General features: G+C 37.3%; 18 protein-coding genes and 1 pseudogene. 5 read left to right on the top strand and 14 right to left on the bottom strand.

Going from position 1 to position 19308, the window contains the following annotated elements:
* Window positions 1-70: 70 nt before the first annotated feature.
* The 5 genes and pseudogenes from IPJ02_15185 to IPJ02_15165 all read left to right on the top strand — a co-directional run bounded on the left by IPJ02_15185 (window position 71) and on the right by IPJ02_15165 (window position 3937).
* Entirely contained in the window at window positions 71-967 is an 897-nt protein-coding gene (locus tag IPJ02_15185) for a hypothetical protein (GenBank protein MBK7376835.1), read from the top strand.
* Between the two features lie 4 nt (window positions 968-971).
* Complete coding sequence (locus IPJ02_15180) at window positions 972-1406, top strand: hypothetical protein (protein MBK7376834.1); 435 nt, start codon at window positions 972-974, stop codon at window positions 1404-1406.
* Window positions 1407-1576: 170 nt separating this feature from the next.
* Complete coding sequence (locus tag IPJ02_15175; protein MBK7376833.1) at window positions 1577-2581, top strand: hypothetical protein; 1005 nt, start codon at window positions 1577-1579, stop codon at window positions 2579-2581.
* Window positions 2578-3183, top strand: coding sequence for a hypothetical protein (locus IPJ02_15170; protein ID MBK7376832.1), 606 nt, complete (start codon window positions 2578-2580; stop codon window positions 3181-3183). The genes IPJ02_15175 and IPJ02_15170 overlap by 4 nt, the downstream gene beginning before the upstream one ends.
* A 195-nt stretch (window positions 3184-3378) precedes the next feature.
* Window positions 3379-3937: pseudogene (locus IPJ02_15165) on the top strand (transposase).
* A 221-nt stretch (window positions 3938-4158) separates the two neighbouring features.
* On the opposite strand, the gene IPJ02_15160 reads toward IPJ02_15165, so the two are convergent.
* The 14 genes from IPJ02_15160 to IPJ02_15095 form a co-directional block, all read right to left on the bottom strand.
* Window positions 4159-4629: a hypothetical protein gene (locus IPJ02_15160; protein ID MBK7376831.1), complete on the bottom strand. Its 471-nt coding sequence runs from the start codon at window positions 4627-4629 to the stop codon at window positions 4159-4161.
* A 2-nt stretch (window positions 4630-4631) separates the two neighbouring features.
* The gene (locus IPJ02_15155; GenBank protein MBK7376830.1) at window positions 4632-5600 is read right to left on the bottom strand and encodes a hypothetical protein; all 969 of its coding nucleotides are present in this window, start codon (window positions 5598-5600) and stop codon (window positions 4632-4634) included.
* A 280-nt stretch (window positions 5601-5880) separates the two neighbouring features.
* Window positions 5881-6366, bottom strand: coding sequence for a hypothetical protein (locus IPJ02_15150; GenBank protein ID MBK7376829.1), 486 nt, complete (start codon window positions 6364-6366; stop codon window positions 5881-5883).
* A 3-nt stretch (window positions 6367-6369) separates the two neighbouring features.
* Window positions 6370-7398 carry a hypothetical protein gene (locus tag IPJ02_15145; protein MBK7376828.1) on the bottom strand — a complete coding sequence of 343 codons (1029 nt, stop codon included), beginning with the start codon at window positions 7396-7398 and terminating at the stop codon, window positions 6370-6372.
* A 389-nt stretch (window positions 7399-7787) separates the two neighbouring features.
* Window positions 7788-8192: a hypothetical protein gene (locus tag IPJ02_15140; GenBank protein MBK7376827.1), complete on the bottom strand. Its 405-nt coding sequence runs from the start codon at window positions 8190-8192 to the stop codon at window positions 7788-7790.
* Window positions 8193-8204: 12 nt separating this feature from the next.
* Complete coding sequence (locus tag IPJ02_15135; protein MBK7376826.1) at window positions 8205-9227, bottom strand: hypothetical protein; 1023 nt, start codon at window positions 9225-9227, stop codon at window positions 8205-8207.
* A 183-nt stretch (window positions 9228-9410) separates the two neighbouring features.
* A complete protein-coding gene (locus tag IPJ02_15130) occupies window positions 9411-9749 on the bottom strand; it encodes a DUF1493 family protein (GenBank protein MBK7376825.1) in 339 nt (112 codons plus the stop codon).
* A gap of 17 nt (window positions 9750-9766) precedes the next feature.
* On the bottom strand, window positions 9767-10612 hold the full coding sequence (locus IPJ02_15125; GenBank protein MBK7376824.1) for a hypothetical protein: 846 nt from the start codon (window positions 10610-10612) through the stop codon (window positions 9767-9769).
* Between the two features lie 201 nt (window positions 10613-10813).
* Window positions 10814-11509, bottom strand: coding sequence for a hypothetical protein (locus IPJ02_15120; protein ID MBK7376823.1), 696 nt, complete (start codon window positions 11507-11509; stop codon window positions 10814-10816).
* Window positions 11510-11595: 86 nt separating this feature from the next.
* A complete protein-coding gene (locus IPJ02_15115) occupies window positions 11596-12342 on the bottom strand; it encodes a hypothetical protein (GenBank protein ID MBK7376822.1) in 747 nt (248 codons plus the stop codon).
* Between the two features lie 469 nt (window positions 12343-12811).
* The gene (locus tag IPJ02_15110; GenBank protein ID MBK7376821.1) at window positions 12812-13270 is read right to left on the bottom strand and encodes a hypothetical protein; all 459 of its coding nucleotides are present in this window, start codon (window positions 13268-13270) and stop codon (window positions 12812-12814) included.
* A 22-nt stretch (window positions 13271-13292) separates the two neighbouring features.
* Window positions 13293-14258, bottom strand: a complete 966-nt coding sequence (locus IPJ02_15105; protein MBK7376820.1) for a hypothetical protein — start codon at window positions 14256-14258, stop codon at window positions 13293-13295.
* A gap of 619 nt (window positions 14259-14877) precedes the next feature.
* On the bottom strand, window positions 14878-17685 hold the full coding sequence (locus IPJ02_15100) for an RHS repeat-associated core domain-containing protein (protein MBK7376819.1): 2808 nt from the start codon (window positions 17683-17685) through the stop codon (window positions 14878-14880).
* An 839-nt stretch (window positions 17686-18524) separates the two neighbouring features.
* The gene (locus tag IPJ02_15095; GenBank protein MBK7376818.1) at window positions 18525-19295 is read right to left on the bottom strand and encodes a hypothetical protein; all 771 of its coding nucleotides are present in this window, start codon (window positions 19293-19295) and stop codon (window positions 18525-18527) included.
* Between the last annotated feature and the right edge of the window lie 13 nt (window positions 19296-19308).

Genomic DNA, 19308 nt, shown 5'->3' with positions numbered 1-19308 from the left:
ATGAGTTCATTGAAATCTATAACAGGACAAGGTTTTGCGGCGGAATCACTACTACCCGTTCGGGTTAACAATGGCGGGAATTTGCAGCAAAGCCCTGGCTTTTGGTGGAGCAGAGAACAAGTACAAATACAATGGCAAGGAAGAGCAGCGGAAGGAGTTTGCTGACGGCAATGGTTTGGATTGGATTGATTATGGAGCGAGGATGTATGATGGGCAGATTGGGAGATGGAGTGTCATTGACCCCTTAACTGAACAAATGCGTCGCCATTCTCCCTATAATTATGCATTTGACAACCCTCTCAGATTTACTGATCCGGACGGAATGAAACCTGGTGGTGATTGGTTTTGGCTAGATAAAAAAGATGAGGAACAAGGCCCTGCTGGTTGGAGAAATAAAGATGGACAATTAATTTATGACCCAAATGCTAATAGTGGTAAAGGGGCATATACTGAATACGCTTCGGGTAATGATAAAAGGATTGGCATTGAGTTGCAGAAAACAGAAGCTGGGATGGAGCAATTTACGAAATTGGTTAATTCTCAACAACCGATACAAATTGTATTAAAAGATGGAAAAGCAGTAGACAAGGAAGGAAAAATAATTGATGTAGCTGGAGGAACAGTTAACGAAGTTTTATTGATTCCTGATGGGTCAGGAAAAACAATTGATGCTGATATAAATAAATCTACAATTAATATATACATAGGTAGGATTAATGAAATGTTGGCTGCAGATAAAGAAGGGGATATAGTTATGTTTAAAGGAGATGGACAGGAAGGAAGATCTACCAACGGATTAACTTTTATTGAAATTTTAGCAGCAGTAATTGGTCATGAAATTGAACACGCAACTAAAAACAACATTATTATTCGAGCTAATAGAGGTGATACAGTAGCTGAAGAAGGCCCCACAAAGGTTTCAAACAACATAATTGATCAAATCAAAAAAAATAAACAAAAAAAATAATCATATGCGTTTAATATATATTGTCATTATAGTATTATCAAACTTTATAGCTAACGCTCAAAAAATAGAAAGTGATTTAATAATAAATAAAATCAAAAGTGAAATCACTTCTTTTTTTATAAATGAAAAAATATTAGATAAAGCGGACGTAAAAAACAGCATAAATTACGTTTATGCTACTGAACTTAAGACACAAAAAGTGTTGGGATATAGCTTCTTCGGCATATATCGAATTGGCGCATTTAAGAGCCATTCCACAGAACATATTTTGGTAAAACAGGACACCAGTTTTGAAATACTCAATATTAAGCAAGTAGATATAGTGTTGATGAAGATTATTGAATTTTCTAGAAAAAACAAAATGGATACTGAAACTATGCTGTTTTATTTAAAAAAGGTAATAGAGATGTATGATGAAAATAAGCAAATTACACACTAATTTTCTCCTTCTACCGCCTCGTTCTACGCTGCCATGGGTGTTCCCCACTGAAAACACATCGCCGCCGTCTGGTCTCTGACCAACGACGAAATAACTGCCATCATCCCCTTCATTTGTAGTAAATTCAGGCATCAAAGTTCATTGTTTTGGCATACCCGTTCGGGTTAACAATGGCGGGCATTAGCAGTAAAGCCCTGGCCTTTGGCGGAGCAGAGTATAAGTACAAATACAATGGGAAGGAGGAGCAGCGGAAAGAATTTGCTGATGGCTGTGGGTTGGAGTGGATGGATTATGGAGTAAGGATGTATGATGGGCAGATTGGAAGATGGCATGTTATAGACCCTTTAGCGGATCAAATGAGAAGACATTCTCCATATAATTATGGATTTAATAACCCCTTAAGGTTTATTGATCCGGATGGAATGCGGCCGGGTGAATGGTTCTGGATTGGACACAAGGAAGAAGAAGATAATACAGAGAAAGAAAATTCAGAACAACCTGATGATTGGATTAAAAATAAGATAACAGGAAAATATGAATGGAGTAATAATGTGACCTCACCAACAAATACTCCTAGCACACATACTTATATTGGAAAAGATAACGACATTATTAAAGATTTAGGATTTAATTCATACACCACCAGCACGGATAAAAATATTGGAGTTCTTGGTAGTGACTTTGAAGAAAATATGCAATCTACTATGGGAGCCAATCATACTATAACGGCGGAAGTTACCACTAGCGCCAATATTACAGCTAATATTAAATATTCTGGAGGAAAATTTGGAGTGGATAATAGAGAATTTATTGGAGTTTCAATTAATATTAGAAATGCTACGAAATATAGTGGTGGAGACGCTTTAGTAGCAACTGGTGAGGCCGAATTAGTATTTAATGGGAAAAATTATTCAACAGCTATAACAAGACCTGCTGAGAATGGTAGTGGTAGTTTAGTTGGCGGAAATACTAGATATTCAGTTGGCACAATTAACATCCCGGCATCTCAACTTCTCCCTTCTGGCAATTCAACGCCACTAATAAAAGTATCAGGTAATTTTTGGCATTTCATTCCGAATGGAGCTGTCTCATTTGTTCATCTTGGAATACCACTACCCAATGCATATAGTAATACTATTATTTCATCCCCTCCTATTAAAAGATATGTAAAATGAAAAAACTTGGAAGCTGTATATTAATTATTTTAATTCTCAGTAAATGTAGTGCACAATCTATCAGTATTAAAGAATGCAATGCTTCATATAGAAATGCAAGCAAAATGATTGTAATGTATTCAAACTCGTATAACAAGGATTATTTAAAATTCGCAATAAATTCACTCGATACATCTCAAGTTTGTGAATCAACAAAAGCAAAATCAATAAAACTCAAGATTTCTATATATTTCCTGTTGAAAGATTATAAAAGTGGTGAGTTATTTTTAAATTCATTGTCGGAAGAAACTTTTGATAGGCCGTATAAAAAAAAGATGTATCGTGATATTTTCAAAGCGTCACAATTACAAACTTTAGGAGATACCGTTGAGTCTAGAATAATTTATTCTAACCTTGATAAGTATATGCAAACTTATTTGAAAAATTCAATTACTGGTGAAATCGATAAAGATGCTTGTTATGCATGGGTATTAATTAAAGCAAAATATAAAGCTGAGTCAATAATTTATGAAGAGATCGATTCTATTAAATTTAGTTTTCCAAAAGATATAAATTTTATAGATAGCTTGAAACAGGTCCTATTAATAAAGGATACTTTCTAAATTTAGCCTCTTGCCGCCGTTAGTGTTCCCCTTAGTCTTTTCAAATTTACAGTTTCTCACTTTTCGCCGCTGTTGGTGTTCATAATTAAACGATACGCCGCCGTCTGGGTACTGAGCATAGTCGAAGTGCAACCAACAGCGAAAAATAGGATGTTCCTTACGTTATTTTTCCTTTTTTCCCTGAGAAAAACACCGATGTTAAAAATACAGGCTATTTATATTAGCCCGGTGAAAGAGGCCTATCCTGAATACTGGCCACAATTTTTTACAGCTACCATTTATAAGTGGCAACACCTGCTTTTGCAGGATAAACATAAAGATGTTATTATTAGCAGCCTGGAATACCTGGTAAAAGAATAAGCGAATTGTTTTAATTGCTTTTGTTATCATGAGCAATCATATTCACCTCATCTGGCAACCCATGTTTGGATATACGCCGCCTGCTATACAGGCATCTTTTATGAAGTATACAGCACAGCAATTAAAGCGCTCGTTGGAAAAAAGCGACCGGGAAAGCCTAGCCGGTTTTAAAGTAAATAACCATGACCGGGATTACCAGGTATGGAAACGGGAGTCGCTGAGTATCGAACTCAGGACAGCTGCTGTGTTTGAGCAAAAGATGAATTATATTCATTACAACCCGGTTAAAGCGGGCCTGTGCGGCAATCCTGAAGATTATTATTACTCATCAGCAAGCTATTACATAACAGGAACAGACAGTTTTAAGATACTCACTCATTATTCTGGTAATTAAGGATAACAGTATGGTTCCCGTTGGTCGAAGACCTGCCTACCGGCAGGCAGGCCAGACGGGGGCGTTCAATAAAGTGAGAAACTGTAAATTTGAGGAGACGAAGGAGAACACCAACGGCGGCAGATACTACTTTTCGTTTCGTGTGGCGAACTGAAGCCGGGAGCCACCAGCCTACCTTCAGCTTCTAACCATTTTAAGCTAACTTGTACATATAACTTTATTTAAAGAGATATTTCTATTATATTTACAATCTCCTTTTTACCTTCCTTTTTTCTTATAAATACAAACTCCAAATCGCTATACTTTAAACTAGCATATCCAATAACTCTATCTATTTCATCTAGAATAGCTACATTAACATTCTCAAGTGGTAGAGATTTGTTTTGAAACGAAACAAAGGCTAAGTTTTTATCAGAGTGGTCTTTGCTTTCAACTTTGATGTAGTCAAGTTTTGAATAATCATCATAGTGAAATTCGTATTTAGCAATTGAATATTCAGGAAGAACTTTACCTATTAATGAAGAGCAAACGATATTTTCATACAAAGCCTTTACTATATTATCCCAATCATCATAAGCTTCATTTTCTATCCATTTGATTCTTGCTTTTTCAAGCCAAGGAATAATAGACAGCAAGGCCCCACGAAATACGCTTAATATTTCACCAACTGATGTATTCCAATTATTTTCCATAATTAATCTCCCCATACTTTTTTTAATAAGTTTAATTGTTCTGTTGTTGGAGCAATTTTAGCTCCAAATCCTTGCCCCGGAATCACGGATTTTGCCCTGTCTTTTGTAATATCCCAAATTACTTTACCTCCACTATTTGTTATGAATATCCTCCCCTCACTACCTTTTAGTACACTGTTCGCGGGACCGGTTAAAGTCTTTACTAATTGACCAGATCTACCGCCAAACACTACAATATCTGTACGAATTGCGAGCTCAGCTCCTGCTCCAGTGGCAGTACTGCCAATCCACAAACTTGATACTTTTCCAGAAACCCAACCTAAAACTTTTGCACCTCCTAAAGTAATAATTGCTTCATCAACAGCCCCCATTCCCACACCATGAGGATGCCATACTTCGTATCCATTGGCTTCATACTCATTTTCATTAAACCAGCCCTTTTCCTTTATCTCCCATGTTACTCCATTATCAAAACTCACTTCGTCATATGGAAGTCGATTACTGAGAACATCAACTCTCTTCGCTTTTTTATCAATTGTTATTCTATGAGCAATAACCATAGGTCTATCCCTCATCCAGATAGGGATATGGCCGTCATCATCATCACTATCAAAACGCCTATTTATTGGAGCTTTGTTATCAGGCAAATCTAGGGATGATGATTTTGGTATCATCCCGTCTGGGTCAATAAAACGAATTGGATTATCAAAAGCATAATTATACGGTGAATGCCTCCTCATTTGATCACTCAGCGGATCTACCACATGCCACCTTCCAATCTGCCCATCATACATCCTTGCTCCAAAATCCATCCAATCCAAACCACTACCGTCAGCAAATTCTTTCCGTTGCTCTTCCTTCCCATTGTATTTATACTTATTATCTGCTCCGCCAAAGGCCAGGGCTTTGCTGCTAATACCCGCCATTGTTAACCCGAACGGGTATGCCTGTTTATCTTTAAAGCGCAGCATACATAAGCTATGCACCTAAAATAATCAAAGAGCATTTTGCTTATTAAATGTACGAAAACTACAAATAATATTGGCTGCTGGCAAGGAGACCAGGCAGCAGAGCTCCCGAGTTAGCGGAACACCTGGGGTAGCAAATAATTTGAACCATTAAAAAAACCCAATTAGGGGAAACAAAAAATAACGAAGAGAGTATTAAATTCAGTTTCGCCATTAGTTGAAAAACAGAGGGCGGCAAACCATTTAATTATAAACACCCGCGGCAGTGAAGAGGGACATCAGATTAAAATGTTGCGCCTGTTTCACACCACCTTAAAATATTCCCCATTTTATCCATTTCAAACAAATATATATCTACATGATAATTAAGTTTAAACATTTCTATGCTTACATAGAATCTATCATTAACTGTGTTTACTCCGCAAATAAGTAGTTTAAATCTTTTTGAACTAAACATATTAATTCGTTTTATTTTTAAACCTTTTCTAAAGGGTAAAATAATTTTCTTTTCAGTTATTAACTTATCCTGGGCATTAAAGAACAAGTTTATGTGCAAGTCGGGCAAGTTTTCAAAACAATTATTTCCATATCTTATTCTCGTTAGTGCATTTTCAGTAAAACCAGAAAATTCGATAGCTTTTAATTTTTTATATTTCAAATCAAATATCTTTTCCATAAAGTGATCAAGAGCAATTTGCTCATGATTAATAGGCTGAGCCTTTAGGCAAATTGGCCAAAATAAAATTATAATATAGATTATACATCTCATTGATTAGTTTGTTTTTTCTTTTTTTCCTTTCCTTTTTTCTCTTTGCTCTACTTTGCGCATAATTCGTTCATACCTTTTTCTTGTAATTACTTTTCCTGATTCTAGCCCTTGAATACTTGAACCTTGCAAAAGTGTTCCATTTCCTACCGTGGAATTATTATTTCTTTCGCTTGTAGTTCCTCCAATACCTACACCGTTAAGCGTTTCACTAATATTTGATATTCGTACAGTACTTTCCTGGCTACCCGCAGTAATTGAGCCTTCGGGTTTATGCGCATTCCCTAATGCGTGATCAACTTCATGAGTAGTTATCCCCGAATTGACATCTTCTGCTAGTACCCTAACATTATTATCTACTGTTACTCCTCGAGTTACTGTATTTGGGGGGTCATTAAATGTTGAAACTTCATCAAATGAATTAACAATTCCTGTTTGGTCAGCGTCTGCTTTATCACTACGTGGCGTATCATGCTCCATAACTCCTCCTGTATTTAAATATCTTTTATCTCCATCCAATATTTCAGAAGTAATGTTAATATTGATATTATAAACATCAGCCTTCCCTTTTTTGAGATCCTTGATACTACCAGCTACAAAAACATATTTGTTACTTTGCTCATTCCATTTACCACTTCCATGAGTAGCAAATGCTTGACTATTTTTACTTGTTGTTAAAAAATGTGCCCTTATAGTTATTGTCTTGCTACCTCTATCAACAATAACTCCGTAGTCATTACCATCAAAATCAACAAATAATATAGGGTTATTACCCACATAGGCATATGGGCTTTGGTTTACATAATTTTCACAGCTTTGATCAACACCATTCCATCTCCCAATCTGTCCATCATACATTCTTGCTCCATAATCCATCCAGTCTAATCCACTACCATCTGAGAATTCTTTTCGTTGCTCCTCTTTCCCATTGTATTTATACTTATTTTCTGCTCCGCCAAAAGCCAGGGCTTTGCTGCTAATGCCCGCCATTGTTAACCCGAACGGGTATGCCTGTTTATCTTTAAAGCGCAGCATACATAAGCTATGCACTTAAAATAATCAAAAAGCATTTTGCTTATTAAATATACGAAAGCTATAGATACTATTGGCTGCTGGCCAGGAGACCGGCAGCGGCCCTCCTGAGTTAGCGGAACACCTGGGGCAACAAATAATTTAAACCAGCGGGAACACCCAATGAGGCGAAAGAAAAAACAACTAGGGGAGTATTAATTTCAGTTTCGCCGTTGGTTGCACTTCGACTATGCTCAGTACCCAGACGGCGGCGGGCCGTTTTTTAGGAACACAAACAGCGGCTAAGAGGATACCTTGCTGCCCTGAATACCTCCAATATTGTTTTCCAGAGCATCGAGCAGTTTGGTTGTAAGATTTTCAAGAGTATTTGGAGTATTAGTGGAGGCGGAATACTACCAACTTTTATAATAACACAATCCTTTTAAGTTCTCGCAATAAAACAAATCCCACAATGTTCCTTTATCACCTATTCGAACAACATCATTTTCATATTTATAAGCGTTAATATGTAGCAGTGAAGCTGAATTTGCAAAAACTGATTTAATATTCAGATTATATGATTTCCCAACTTTAATTCTAACACAGTCGCTGCTACTTGAATCTTTATGAGAAATAATTTTATATAGTGTATCAAGTTTTTTGGCGTAAATAACATATAGCCTCTTTGTTGAATCAATTTTTGTAACCGTAAATTTTAGATCACACCCTCTTTCAATTTTAGGGTTATCGCCAACTTTATTAGTACCATATGAAAGTGAAAGAATCACTAAACTAAAGGAGATTAATTTTAAATTCATAATAGTAAATATTTATCGTAAAATTGCCCCTTCAATAAATTTGAAAGGTTGAGTTGAGTCATTAATATCTCCTGCGTAAAAAGCAACCATCCCTCCTCTTATTGGCAGCATTATGGCCTTACCTGCAGCGTCAAAATATGCTCTACTTTGAGGGCCAGACTGACGTGGAGCAGCATCATGCACAATAGGATAGGTTGTATATTTTGCTCTAGAATCTCCAGAGGAGCGTCCTGTAACTTGTGCAAGCAACGCTCCCAAAAAAGCTTCTCCAAGTTCATGTATAATGTCTGCACCAGGTTTATTAAAGAAATTGCTTGATGTAGAAAGGGCGACTGGATTTATTTCTTGGTTTGCCGTAACAGACGATTTATTACCTGGAATTGTCGAAGGAGTAACGGTATTGCCCATAAAACAACCTCCAGAAAAAAGTTGACCGAGGGAGTTGTAATTACCAATATAACACAATACATCAATAGTTATTGAATGATCATTGATCATATCATATATAAGTTGGTTACTTGCTTGAAGGGGGCCTGTTATTAATTGTGTACAACTTAATAGTCCAGTAGTATTATCCATACTTATTTGCAACTCGCCTTTTACTCCCGATTGTAATTCTGTTAAAGATTTTTGCCTTTCAGCCCCATTAAGTCTAACATCAGCATTAGATGAAGATGCGTCATTTTTATCTTTTTCGTCCTTCTTATCCAGCCAATACCAATCCCCCGCAGGTTTCATCCCATCAGGATCTATATATTTGATAGGGTTATTAAAGGCATAATTATACGGAGAATGCCTACGCATTCGTTCAGTTAAGGGATCAATAACAAACCACCTCCCAATCTGCCCATCATACATCCTTGCCCCGTAATCAACCCAATCTAAGCCGCTACCATCAACAAACTCTTTCCGCTGCTCCTCCTTGCCATTGTATTTATACTTATTCTCTGTTCCGCCAAAGGCCAGGGCTTTGCTTGAAATTCCCGCCATTGTTAACCCGAACGGGTATGCCTGTTTATCTTTAAAGCGCAGCATACTTAAGCTATGTATCTAAAATAATCAAAGAACAATTTGCTTATTAAATATACGAAAGCTATAGATAATATTGGCTGTTTGCCAGGAGGCCAGGCAGCAGCGATCCCAAGTTCGCGGGATACCTGGGCAGTAAAAAAAGCTCTGAACTAAAATACAAAAACCCCGTGAGGGGCTTTGTTATTTTCAACTGTTTATTACTTCTTCATCTAATCGTCTTGCAATTACTCCTTTCTCTAAATCTCCAACAGTAAGTTCACTATCCTTACTTGCTTTTTTACCTGTAATCATTCTTAAAATTGCTTGTAAAATTGTATCGCCTTCAGGAGTAAAGTATTTTCTTAAGTTCAATTTTGAAACATCAATGTTGAACTTTTGACCATACTCTAAAAGAAGTTCCCCCGCATCATCACCAGTTATACCTAAGTCTTTTTCAAGGCAAGTCGCTCTTGTGATTGGCGTAGCATATCTACCCATCTTTGCCTCAATCAATACAATTATATCTTTTAACAATTTGTCTTCCATACTTATTTATTCATACCTTAAAAGGCCAGCCCATACGCCGACATTAGAGATTCTCGCTCACTGTCTGATGCCCCTTTTTTATTATATTCCATTGCTGTTTTATGTATATCGTAAATTGTAAGAGCCCATCCGACAAACGGCACCCATCTACCCAAAAATTTACCCACTGATTTCGTATATACTATTCTCATACCTGACTTGTTAATAACAGGGGATGGTAACCTTACAGGAGAATTTATAGGAATAGTTTTATTTAAAACAGTTGAAGCAAGTGAAGTACCCGGAGAAGAACCTGGAGTTACAAAACGTTTAGACAACCAAGGTTGTCCAGCAAGGATCATTGAAGGGCCTAACCAATGTGGAGGGAAGTTGTTATTGTTACTCTTTGCTTTTGTTGTAACTGATACATCTGGCAATGGTTTCCATACTGTATCTAATCCGAACAAATCCATATACTTTAGTGGATTATTCAGCACATAAGCATAAGGGCTGCTATTGTAATGTACTGCTGAAGCTTCTGGATCTATAGCATTTTTAGGAGTAAAAAGTGATGCTACCTTGGTTGCACATTTTTTCATTTCAGATAGTTCACTGGTTTCAACTTTTTCAGGTTCTTTATCGTTAAAGACAAAACCCAATTCCCTTTTAAAGGCATTATTAACTTCCCTTTCGTATTCATTTTCATCTAATGGGTCTGGTATATGCCACCTCCCATTTTGTGCATCATACACTCTTGCGCCATAATCTGCCCACTCTAATCCACTTCCATCACTAAACTCCTTGCGCTGCTCCTCCTTGCCATTGTATTTATACTTATTCTCTGTTCCGCCAAAGGCCAGGGCTTTGCTGCTAATGCCCGCCATTGTTAACCCGAACGGATATAAATGTTATCCCTGTAAATACAATACCTGCCTTACTTGCACACCAAAAAATATCAAAGACCGATTGCTTAATAAATATACGAAAGCTATTCAACTTTTATTTTCGCTGGTTGAAAACCAGACGGCGGCGCTTACGGTTTGGCAGAACACCCATTGCGGCGAAGAGGTCTTTCTGAGAAGAAACTAAAAATCACCTAGTGGTATCTTTTTATAAATATTCCATTCGTTATTTGACCTTCTAATTAATACATATCTTGAGTAACCGCAAAGTCGTCCCCCAAGAAAAGTTACTTGAAAAACACCAAGTGTCATTTTCCTATTAAAAACAATTGAAGAGAAATTCATATACCCGATAGTAAATTGTTTTCCCATTTTTCCGTATTTAATTTCTTTACTCTGGCTGAGGAAACTACTCTTTGTTATGAATGTGACATTTTTTTGTTTTAATGAAGTTATATTTAGCTTAAAAGGAGAGGTCTGGAATTTATCAATATTATTAACAAAATCATAATAAGCTGATTTTTTGGTCAATTCTTTCAAAACAATATTTTTGCACTTTACCTTATTCAAGGTAGCCAATGTATCATTAATAATTATCAAAAACTCAAGTGTATCGAGTTCCGACTCATTAATACATTCTGTACAATAAACTCTCTTACTTAAGGGTATGTTACTTTGATTACAGCAATCCATAATTTGCTTAATAGAAGAAAATGTGTCTGCTGGGCAACATTTAAAAAAGGGAGGCTTAATTATTTTATGGCAATCTTCGATTCTATACAATTCATTCATTAATTCATTAAAAATTTTTGCATTATCTATTTGTTGAGCTTTTGTAGATAAACTAATTAAAAAATAAAAGATAAATGCCTTAGTCATATTTCATGTTTATGCAGCGTAAATAATATAATTTATTATTAATGTTTAGGGGGAATTATGATGTACAAAACCTCAGTTGCTTTTATTTATTTTGGATTGCTTTTATTTTCTGGAACATAAGATGGAATAACTTCCAATTCTCCAACTTCTACATGAGCTTTAATATTTTGTTTTGCTATATCAATTTTTCCATTTAATTCCATTAAATTAACTCTACCATCCCAACCTGGTTGTGGTTTTCTAAAAATAGAACTGAATACGTCCACTGCAAATGCTTTTCCTGGTTCACCTCCAAAACCTGAAGCATCATTCTCATGTTGTCGTTTCCCATCTAAATAGTCTCCATAATGAACTGTCTCATGACAAACTGTTTCAAAAATTTGATATAAGGCAGCCAAAATATCTTCCTGGCTAGTCATTGACTCTAATTGATCAGCAATTTCTTTTGATATTTCAATTGTATTAGTTTCACGATCATAGTATCCTAATGCTCCGGGCATTAATGATTCGATTCCACCTGAGTTTTCCCCTGGCTGATTTACTACTTTAATTATTGGTCCACTTCCCCAAGACGTTGCTTTGTTTACTTCAGTAGGGGTAAGATTACCTCCACTATATTTTAATAATCCAGCCATAATTCGGGGGCTTTTTGTCACATCTTTATTAATCTGATTTGATGACAAATAATTTGTAAGTCTTGGATAATTTTCTGCCTGCTTTTGCCCCTCTTTGCCAGCTGGATATTGGTATTTTCCTTCAACATCAATTAAGCAAATCGGATTATTATCTGTGTAGCTATATGGTGATTGTTTGACAAAAGAAGAGGAATACATATCGATTGAATGCCACCTCCCAATCTGCCCATCATACATCCTTGCCCCATAATCAACCCAATCTAACCCGCTTCCATCAGCAAACTCTTTCCGTTGCTCCTCCTTTCCGTTGTATTTATACTTATTATCTGCTCCGCCAAAGCCAGGGCTTTGCTGCTAATGCCCGCCATTGTTAACCCGAACGGGTAAAAATGTTATCGTTGTAAATACAATACCAAACTTACCTGCACTCAATAAATATCAAAGAACAAATGCTTATTAAATATACGAAAGCTATGTCGAATATTAACTGATGGCCAGAAGACAACGCTATGGTTCTCCTGAGTTAGCGGAACACAAGGGCTGTAAATAATTTGAAAAAGCGGGGACACCACGATGCGAAGTTCCTTACTATAGGCTTTGCTGAGAAATAAGGCTGCGGCAACTACTTCTTGCGTCAGAAGTGGTGACTGGAACAATAACTCCATCTTTATAAAACTCCATTTTCAATATCTCCTAAGAAATATTTGTTTTTTTTCTTCCAAATAGTTGCACTACTTATATGATTTGTACATCCATGTCTTATTTGAATATAATAGGTAGAAGCATTAATTTTTTTGTAATTCAGAATATAATATTCGCAACGATTTTTGAACAAGTAATTGGCATCAAATTCTCTTGAGCTATCAGCAATTTCACCATTAGAAATTAACGCTACTAAATATCCACGCCACTTGACTAATTTACATCTGTTTAAAATAGTATCAGGGTCAACTATAATTAGTGTAGAATCATGAAATCTTGCTGTACTGCGAAATGCATTTGCAACTTTTTGCGAATTCATAAACTCAGATATTATTTCACAAAAATATTTTTTTGATACTGCTTGTCCCTTAATTTCATAAAAAGAAATTAAAAGTATAGATGCTAGTATAGTATATCTTTTCATTGACATTAGGTTTGCTTATATTTTAATAGAAGTATGGCGCTCTGCCACCTCCTTTTTTAGGAGGGTCTTGGGGTAATTCTTTTGGAGGAAGGTTTGCATCATTTCCATTTTCGGTTTCATTCTTTACTACTCTTATAGCATTTAAAAGTGTAACTAGCATAAAATTCTTAGCATCAGGGTTGAGAGACTTGTAATCATTATAACCATTTGCATGCCCCCACATTTGTTCAGACAGCCATGTGCCATCTTCTTTACCAGTATGCATATTAGACATATCAATATTTGGATCAGTAGGATTAGTACTTAAAAAACGCAACATACTTATTCTATGCCCTTCTTCATGTGTTATTTCTTCAGAAATAGCAAACAGTGCGCCTGCTATTTCTTCATCAGTCTTCGCAGATTCAAGAATATCTAGAAATTTTGAATCAATCTCAATTATCTTCCCTAATTTATATTCTGGAGTGTATGCCCTAAATGTATGCTTAAAAGAAACTTGCAATTCTGCTCCTGAACCGAAAGTAAATTCCTTTTTGATATCATCCTGGCTTAGCCCCAATACTTTAAGTAATGAAATAAGTTTAGGAATTGATGCCATTTTCTCAATACCTTCCTTAGAGGTAATATATTTATAAAATCGGGGATATTTATTTTTTAATAACTTTTCGGTTTCCTTTGAAATTGTGAATCTGCCAGAAATGTCAATATTGTTTAACGGGTTATTAACACAATAATTATATGGCGACTGCCTTAAAGCTGCCTCTGTCAACGGATCAACTACATGCCATCTTCCAACTTGTGCATCATACATCCTCACTCCATAATCAATCCAATCCAAACCATTACCATCAGCAAACTCTTTCCGTTGCTCCTCCTTGCCACTATATTTATACTTATTCTCTGCTCCGCCAAAAGCAAGGGCTTTGCTGCTAATTCCCGCCATTGTTAACCCGAACGGGTATGGCTGTTTATCTTTAAAGCGCAGCATACATAAGCTATGCACCTAAAATAATCAAAGAACATTTTGCTTATTAAATATACGAATGCTATGTCAAATATTAACTGATGGCCAAAAGACAAGGCAGTGGCGTTCCTGAGTTGTTAAAACACCTGGGTAGTAAAAGAAATTGAACCAGCGGAGATATCCACAGATGCGAAAATTATCAATCCAACATTTCAAAAAGTAACGATTAGAACACAACCCAAATTAATTACAATTGGCTAATAGATATTTTCCATAAATGCCACCCCAAAAAAGCCACGAAGTGGTTATTACAAAAAATAGTATAGTTAAGAGAATTGAAAAAGATTTACTATTATATATTGTTGGTTTATCTTTAATAATAATTTTAGTTCGATTTGGTCTAAAACAATATAGAAAATTAAAAATTATTATAAAACAAAGAATTGTGAACTGAAACTCTATTTTTATTTCATAACAAAAATATTGTAAGGCAATTATATCAGATACTCCATTCAGCAATAAAGATTCACTAAAACTCAACGCTAAGACTGTAGCAACATGAGGGTCAGGGTCTTTAAGTAAATTTTTGTAGAATTTATAATAATTATAATAATAAACATTAAGAATTTTCATTTATTTGGCTTTATAAATTTTTTATTAAAGATCTTGCTCCTGATAAATATTTAGGATATTCATCCCTTTCCCAGCCAAAAATATCTTGTATTATCGGACGAACATTTTCTCTATACGAAGGAATAGTTGATATTGCTCTACCAGCTTCCCAGCCTACTCCATGAGCTGCTCCATAAATTCCACCAAACGTAGAAATAATATTGCTTGATTGTTCAATCCTCATTCTTCCTGCTCCAATTTCTCCATTTCGATATTGAGCATTTATAGAAAAAGCATTCCATGCTCCAAAACCATATCCAATCCGATTCAGAAACCTACTTGTACTTGCAGCAGCGCCTCTTCCTCCATTCGTATACTGGTTACCATAAAATGAATGGGAATAAAATTTATTTTGAGAATAACTATACCAACCTTCTGCATTAAAATAATAATTACTAGCATTTGTTGCTAATGTACCGCCAATGGTCGAATAGGGAATCGAATAATCTGTACTTCCTACACTTGAATTTGATGTAGAACTACTATTGGGAGTTCCTATCCAATTATGAGCATTATATTCTGCTTGTTCAGCAGTTAAGCCGTCTCCACCAACATTTACGTACACTTCATTTGTATACTTATTATGTTGGTAGTTAGATTTATTTCCTTTGTCTTGGTACATACTAATAGTTCCATCTTTATTTTTTTTGGCAAACCAATCATTAGGTTTGTTATTATTCCGTTCACCCCAATACATAGGTTTAATCGCAGAGTTCTCAAATAAATCATCCTCTGATTTAGTGTTTCGAGCACTTGCATTTGCCATACCATTAGGGTCAATAAATCTTAAAGGATTGTTATGAACGTAAGTATATGGGGACCATTGTCGATCTATTTCAGTTAGAGGATCAATCACATGCCACTTCCCAATCTGTCCATCATACATCCTTGCTCCATAATCAACCCAATCCAACCCACTGCCATCTGCAAATTCCTTTCGCTGCCCTTCCTTGCCATTGTATTTGTACTTGTTCTCGGCTCCGCCAAAGGCCAGGGCTTTGCTGCTAATACCCGCCATTGTTAACCCGAACGGATAGTAATGCGTTTCTTCTAACAGTGGCCCCTTAATATGTGTTACCTGTAAATTATCAAAGTACACCGGAATATTATCTGTTGCATTGCTTACATAAATATACAAAAATCCGCTTTTAGTTATAGACAGGTCCTGTTCAACATGGGTGGTATAGGTATTGCTGGTACCCACCTGCTGAAAGCCGCTGCTGGCAGCAACAAATCTAAACTGCTCATCAAACAGTATCCAGTTTACAAAAGCCCAGGGCCGGCTGCTGTTCCCACTACTGTTCTGGCTGGTAAAAAAGGCGGCTACTCCAGGTGTAAAAACACCGGATGCTGCCAACTCTGCCGAGGAGGCCTTGCTGCCCTGTATGGCGCCGATATTGGTCTCCAGGGCACTCATCAGTTTACTTGTAATATTTTCCGGTGAATTGGGGGTATTGGTGGATTTCCACCAACTGTTTACGGTAAGATTGAATTTATCTCCAGCCATTACTTTCAGGGTTATCGCTGGCCCCAGTGGTATGCGGTCGGGTATATTACACTTTGCTACATAATTATTACCTGCTGGTGTATTAGCCGGGTAGTCGGTAACCGTGGAAACATTCACCCGGCCATCTGAAAGGTAACTGTAATATAATTCTTCCGTTGCCAAAGTAGAATCCTCCAGGGTAGCCGGAATATAAAAAGTAGTATCTTTTTCTTCAGTAAGCATTACCCGTACATTGCCCAGATGGTCTTTTATCATATAGTCATACAGCACAACGCTGCTGTCGGCTGAAACTCTTGCCCTGCCTTCCTCGGTTGGCATCAACTGTAACTTATCCGTATAATCATCCGCTTCGGGGCTGCCTCCCTGGTTGGTTAATTTACTTTCGTACACGAGGCCATTGAGGTATTTTGTACTGATCAGTTTGTTCACCCCGGTGGCGGTAACTTCATACGTTTCTTTTTTCAGCTTATTACCGGCCGCATCATACGTATAAGTTATGCTCCGGTTGCTGTACGGTGGATTAACCGCATAGCTTATATAGATCGTTTGTGGCAGGTTTAAATAATTATACTTAATGCTGTCAATTTTTTTATTCTTATCCGAGATCATATTGCCGTTGGCATCGTAGGAGTAATCATCATTACTGGTATTTATATCAGTAAAATCGCCCAGCTTATTATCCGTGCTTCCAATGCCGCCGCCTTCGGTTACCGAAAGCAACCGGTTACTTACCCCGCTGTTCATATAAGTGTAGTTCATCCGGTCAATTACCGGGCTCTCATTAATTTTTAATCCTTTCTGACGCATGGTCAGGATATTCCCATTAGCGTCATAGGTTAAGCTATCGAGGCTGAAATCAATGGTAAACACATCGGTTCCGGGATCTGTTTTTGACCAGCTACTTCCGAATTTCTGTTTGAAATCGGCCCCGGTGATCCGGTTGGCATTGTCGTAGGTAAAATCATATTTCCTTTTCTCCTGGTCGCCGCCGCTCTTCCATATCATACCACTGATATTCCCATTATACTGCTGGTTGGAATAAGTGGTATTGCTCACAGAAGAGGTTGGCTTATCATATCCCAATTCAAACCCAAACCAGTGGCCATTGACAGAGTCTTTAATATATTCTTTATTCACACTGGTAAGCCAACCCCGGATATTATATTCATACTTAAGTGAATCAAGTGTGGTGGTTCCAAATTTTTTCGTGCTGATTGCCTGTCCTAAGATATCGTATTCATTTTCATTGATCGTTGTCCAGTTTCCAGGCATGCTGCCGCTGTTCACTTTTGTATGGCTTATCTTTTTTTCTGTCTTTAAAAGCCTCCCGGAACTGTCGTAACTAAGTTTTGTCAATGCAACGGCAGTTTGTGAATTAGTGCCTGCCTTTTCTGTTTTTACAACAGACAACAGGGGCTGCCCTGTCCAGCTATACTGGGTTAGCATGATATCGGTTCCGCCAGTTATGTTTGTATTCTGAGTCTGTATGATCCTTCCCTTCTCGTCATAGAACATTACTGTGTACAGGTAATCATTACTGCCCAATATCTTTGTTTTTGTTCCAGTTACCATTCCTCTTAAGCGGCTGCTTTGGGCTGTTGCATCCTGTGGATAAGGCCATGTGGTATTGGAGTTACTCAACAGGTAACTGTCATAACTGGTACTGCGGGTTGCAGACAGGGGGTTACTTTCCCCGCTGCGCCAGCTGTAATCGTCATAAAATGTTTTGGAAAGCACTTCATTGGTATAACTTCCTGTATTGGGATAGCTGGTACTGGTTTGTGCCTGGCTGCGGTGGTAGGCTGCATTGTTATAATAGCTGTTATCGGTTATCAGTCCGGACGTGGTTGGCCTGTCCAATACATCATAAATGGTGTAAATCCATTTATGTGCAGCACGTAATATTGAGTCTTGTGTCATCACCAGTCTGTCACGGGCATCATAGATCATGTATACGATCCCGGCTCCCGGTACTTTCTTGGAGATCATGCGGTGCCGTTCATCATAGCTGTATTGAAAACAGAATTCGTCAAGTACATAAGTTCCGAATGACCAACTGTTATTAATGAGTTGTTCTACTGCCCTGGGTTGCAGTACAAAGGTCAGTTCATTTAGATCGTTATAAATATAGTAGGTGCAAAGCCATCCGGCATGTGCCCCGGCAGGGAAGCATTAAGCTGAACTTTTTTTAAGATGATATTTCCCTTTGCGTCTTTGTATTCTATTACCTGTTTTCCATGCTCATCGGTTGTAATGGTTTTATCTAGTTGCCCGGCTCCGTATCTTGAAGAAGTAGATGGCTGGTTACTGCTGATGACCCATTTGCGAACACTGTCGGAAACGGTATTAAATAGATACTGCATAGTGATACCATGGCTTTCTCCGACCCAGCTTTTGCCGGGTGCATAAACCTTAATTGGCCTGCTCAGCGGAGATTGCTCATATACCGTTTTGCTATAAGGAAAACTGTCGTTGAAATTATTTAAGTAATGGGTTCTGATACTTGAAAAAGGGTCATATTTAAAATTTCCCCCTGCAAACATTCTGACTAAGTGAAACGGCAGGTATTTATGGCTCTCCCTGCCAAATTCATCATAGGTGTTTGCAGTGATGATATCTCCAATGGTTGGGCTGGTGTTCTTTGTTACCGTTTCTATCGGCCTGCCCAACCCGTCAAAATACTGGGTTATCTGCCTTACCTGGCAAAGTAGCCCTCCCATCAGGGTGTCCTTATTAGTCTGCGGATAAAATGCATCCCAGGTCCGTACATAATTCAGTTTACTGTTCTCCGGAAAAGCCGGGGGCAGGGAATCCTGTGCATTTGTTCCTGTTGCAAAAAATATGGCAACAGTCACTGACCTTATTTTCTTTACAGTGAGCATGATACTGTAATTA

This window comes from Chitinophagaceae bacterium, from assembly GCA_016710165.1.
Taxonomy (GTDB): Bacteria; Bacteroidota; Bacteroidia; order Chitinophagales; family Chitinophagaceae; genus Ferruginibacter.
The sequence above is the reverse complement of the archived record's forward strand: the minus strand, read 5'-3'. Positions and strand labels throughout refer to the sequence as shown.

Bases quoted from the DNA above. Each gene is read 5' to 3' on its own strand.
- IPJ02_15185 (MBK7376835.1), top strand. From the start codon at position 71: ATGGCGGGAATTTGCAGCAAAGCCCTGGCTTTTGGTGGAGCAGAGAAC.
- IPJ02_15180 (MBK7376834.1), top strand. From the start codon at position 972: ATGCGTTTAATATATATTGTCATTATAGTATTATCAAACTTTATAGCT.
- IPJ02_15175 (MBK7376833.1), top strand. From the start codon at position 1,577: ATGGCGGGCATTAGCAGTAAAGCCCTGGCCTTTGGCGGAGCAGAGTAT.
- IPJ02_15170 (MBK7376832.1), top strand. From the start codon at position 2,578: ATGAAAAAACTTGGAAGCTGTATATTAATTATTTTAATTCTCAGTAAA.
- IPJ02_15160 (MBK7376831.1), bottom strand. From the start codon at position 4,629: ATGGAAAATAATTGGAATACATCAGTTGGTGAAATATTAAGCGTATTT.
- IPJ02_15155 (MBK7376830.1), bottom strand. From the start codon at position 5,600: ATGCTGCGCTTTAAAGATAAACAGGCATACCCGTTCGGGTTAACAATG.
- IPJ02_15150 (MBK7376829.1), bottom strand. From the start codon at position 6,366: ATGAGATGTATAATCTATATTATAATTTTATTTTGGCCAATTTGCCTA.
- IPJ02_15145 (MBK7376828.1), bottom strand. From the start codon at position 7,398: ATGCTGCGCTTTAAAGATAAACAGGCATACCCGTTCGGGTTAACAATG.
- IPJ02_15140 (MBK7376827.1), bottom strand. From the start codon at position 8,192: ATGAATTTAAAATTAATCTCCTTTAGTTTAGTGATTCTTTCACTTTCA.
- IPJ02_15135 (MBK7376826.1), bottom strand. From the start codon at position 9,227: ATGCTGCGCTTTAAAGATAAACAGGCATACCCGTTCGGGTTAACAATG.
- IPJ02_15130 (MBK7376825.1), bottom strand. From the start codon at position 9,749: ATGGAAGACAAATTGTTAAAAGATATAATTGTATTGATTGAGGCAAAG.
- IPJ02_15125 (MBK7376824.1), bottom strand. From the start codon at position 10,612: ATGGCGGGCATTAGCAGCAAAGCCCTGGCCTTTGGCGGAACAGAGAAT.
- IPJ02_15120 (MBK7376823.1), bottom strand. From the start codon at position 11,509: ATGACTAAGGCATTTATCTTTTATTTTTTAATTAGTTTATCTACAAAA.
- IPJ02_15115 (MBK7376822.1), bottom strand. From the start codon at position 12,342: ATGTATTCCTCTTCTTTTGTCAAACAATCACCATATAGCTACACAGAT.
- IPJ02_15110 (MBK7376821.1), bottom strand. From the start codon at position 13,270: ATGAAAAGATATACTATACTAGCATCTATACTTTTAATTTCTTTTTAT.
- IPJ02_15105 (MBK7376820.1), bottom strand. From the start codon at position 14,258: ATGCTGCGCTTTAAAGATAAACAGCCATACCCGTTCGGGTTAACAATG.
- IPJ02_15100 (MBK7376819.1), bottom strand. From the start codon at position 17,685: ATGCCTGGAAACTGGACAACGATCAATGAAAATGAATACGATATCTTA.
- IPJ02_15095 (MBK7376818.1), bottom strand. From the start codon at position 19,295: ATGCTCACTGTAAAGAAAATAAGGTCAGTGACTGTTGCCATATTTTTT.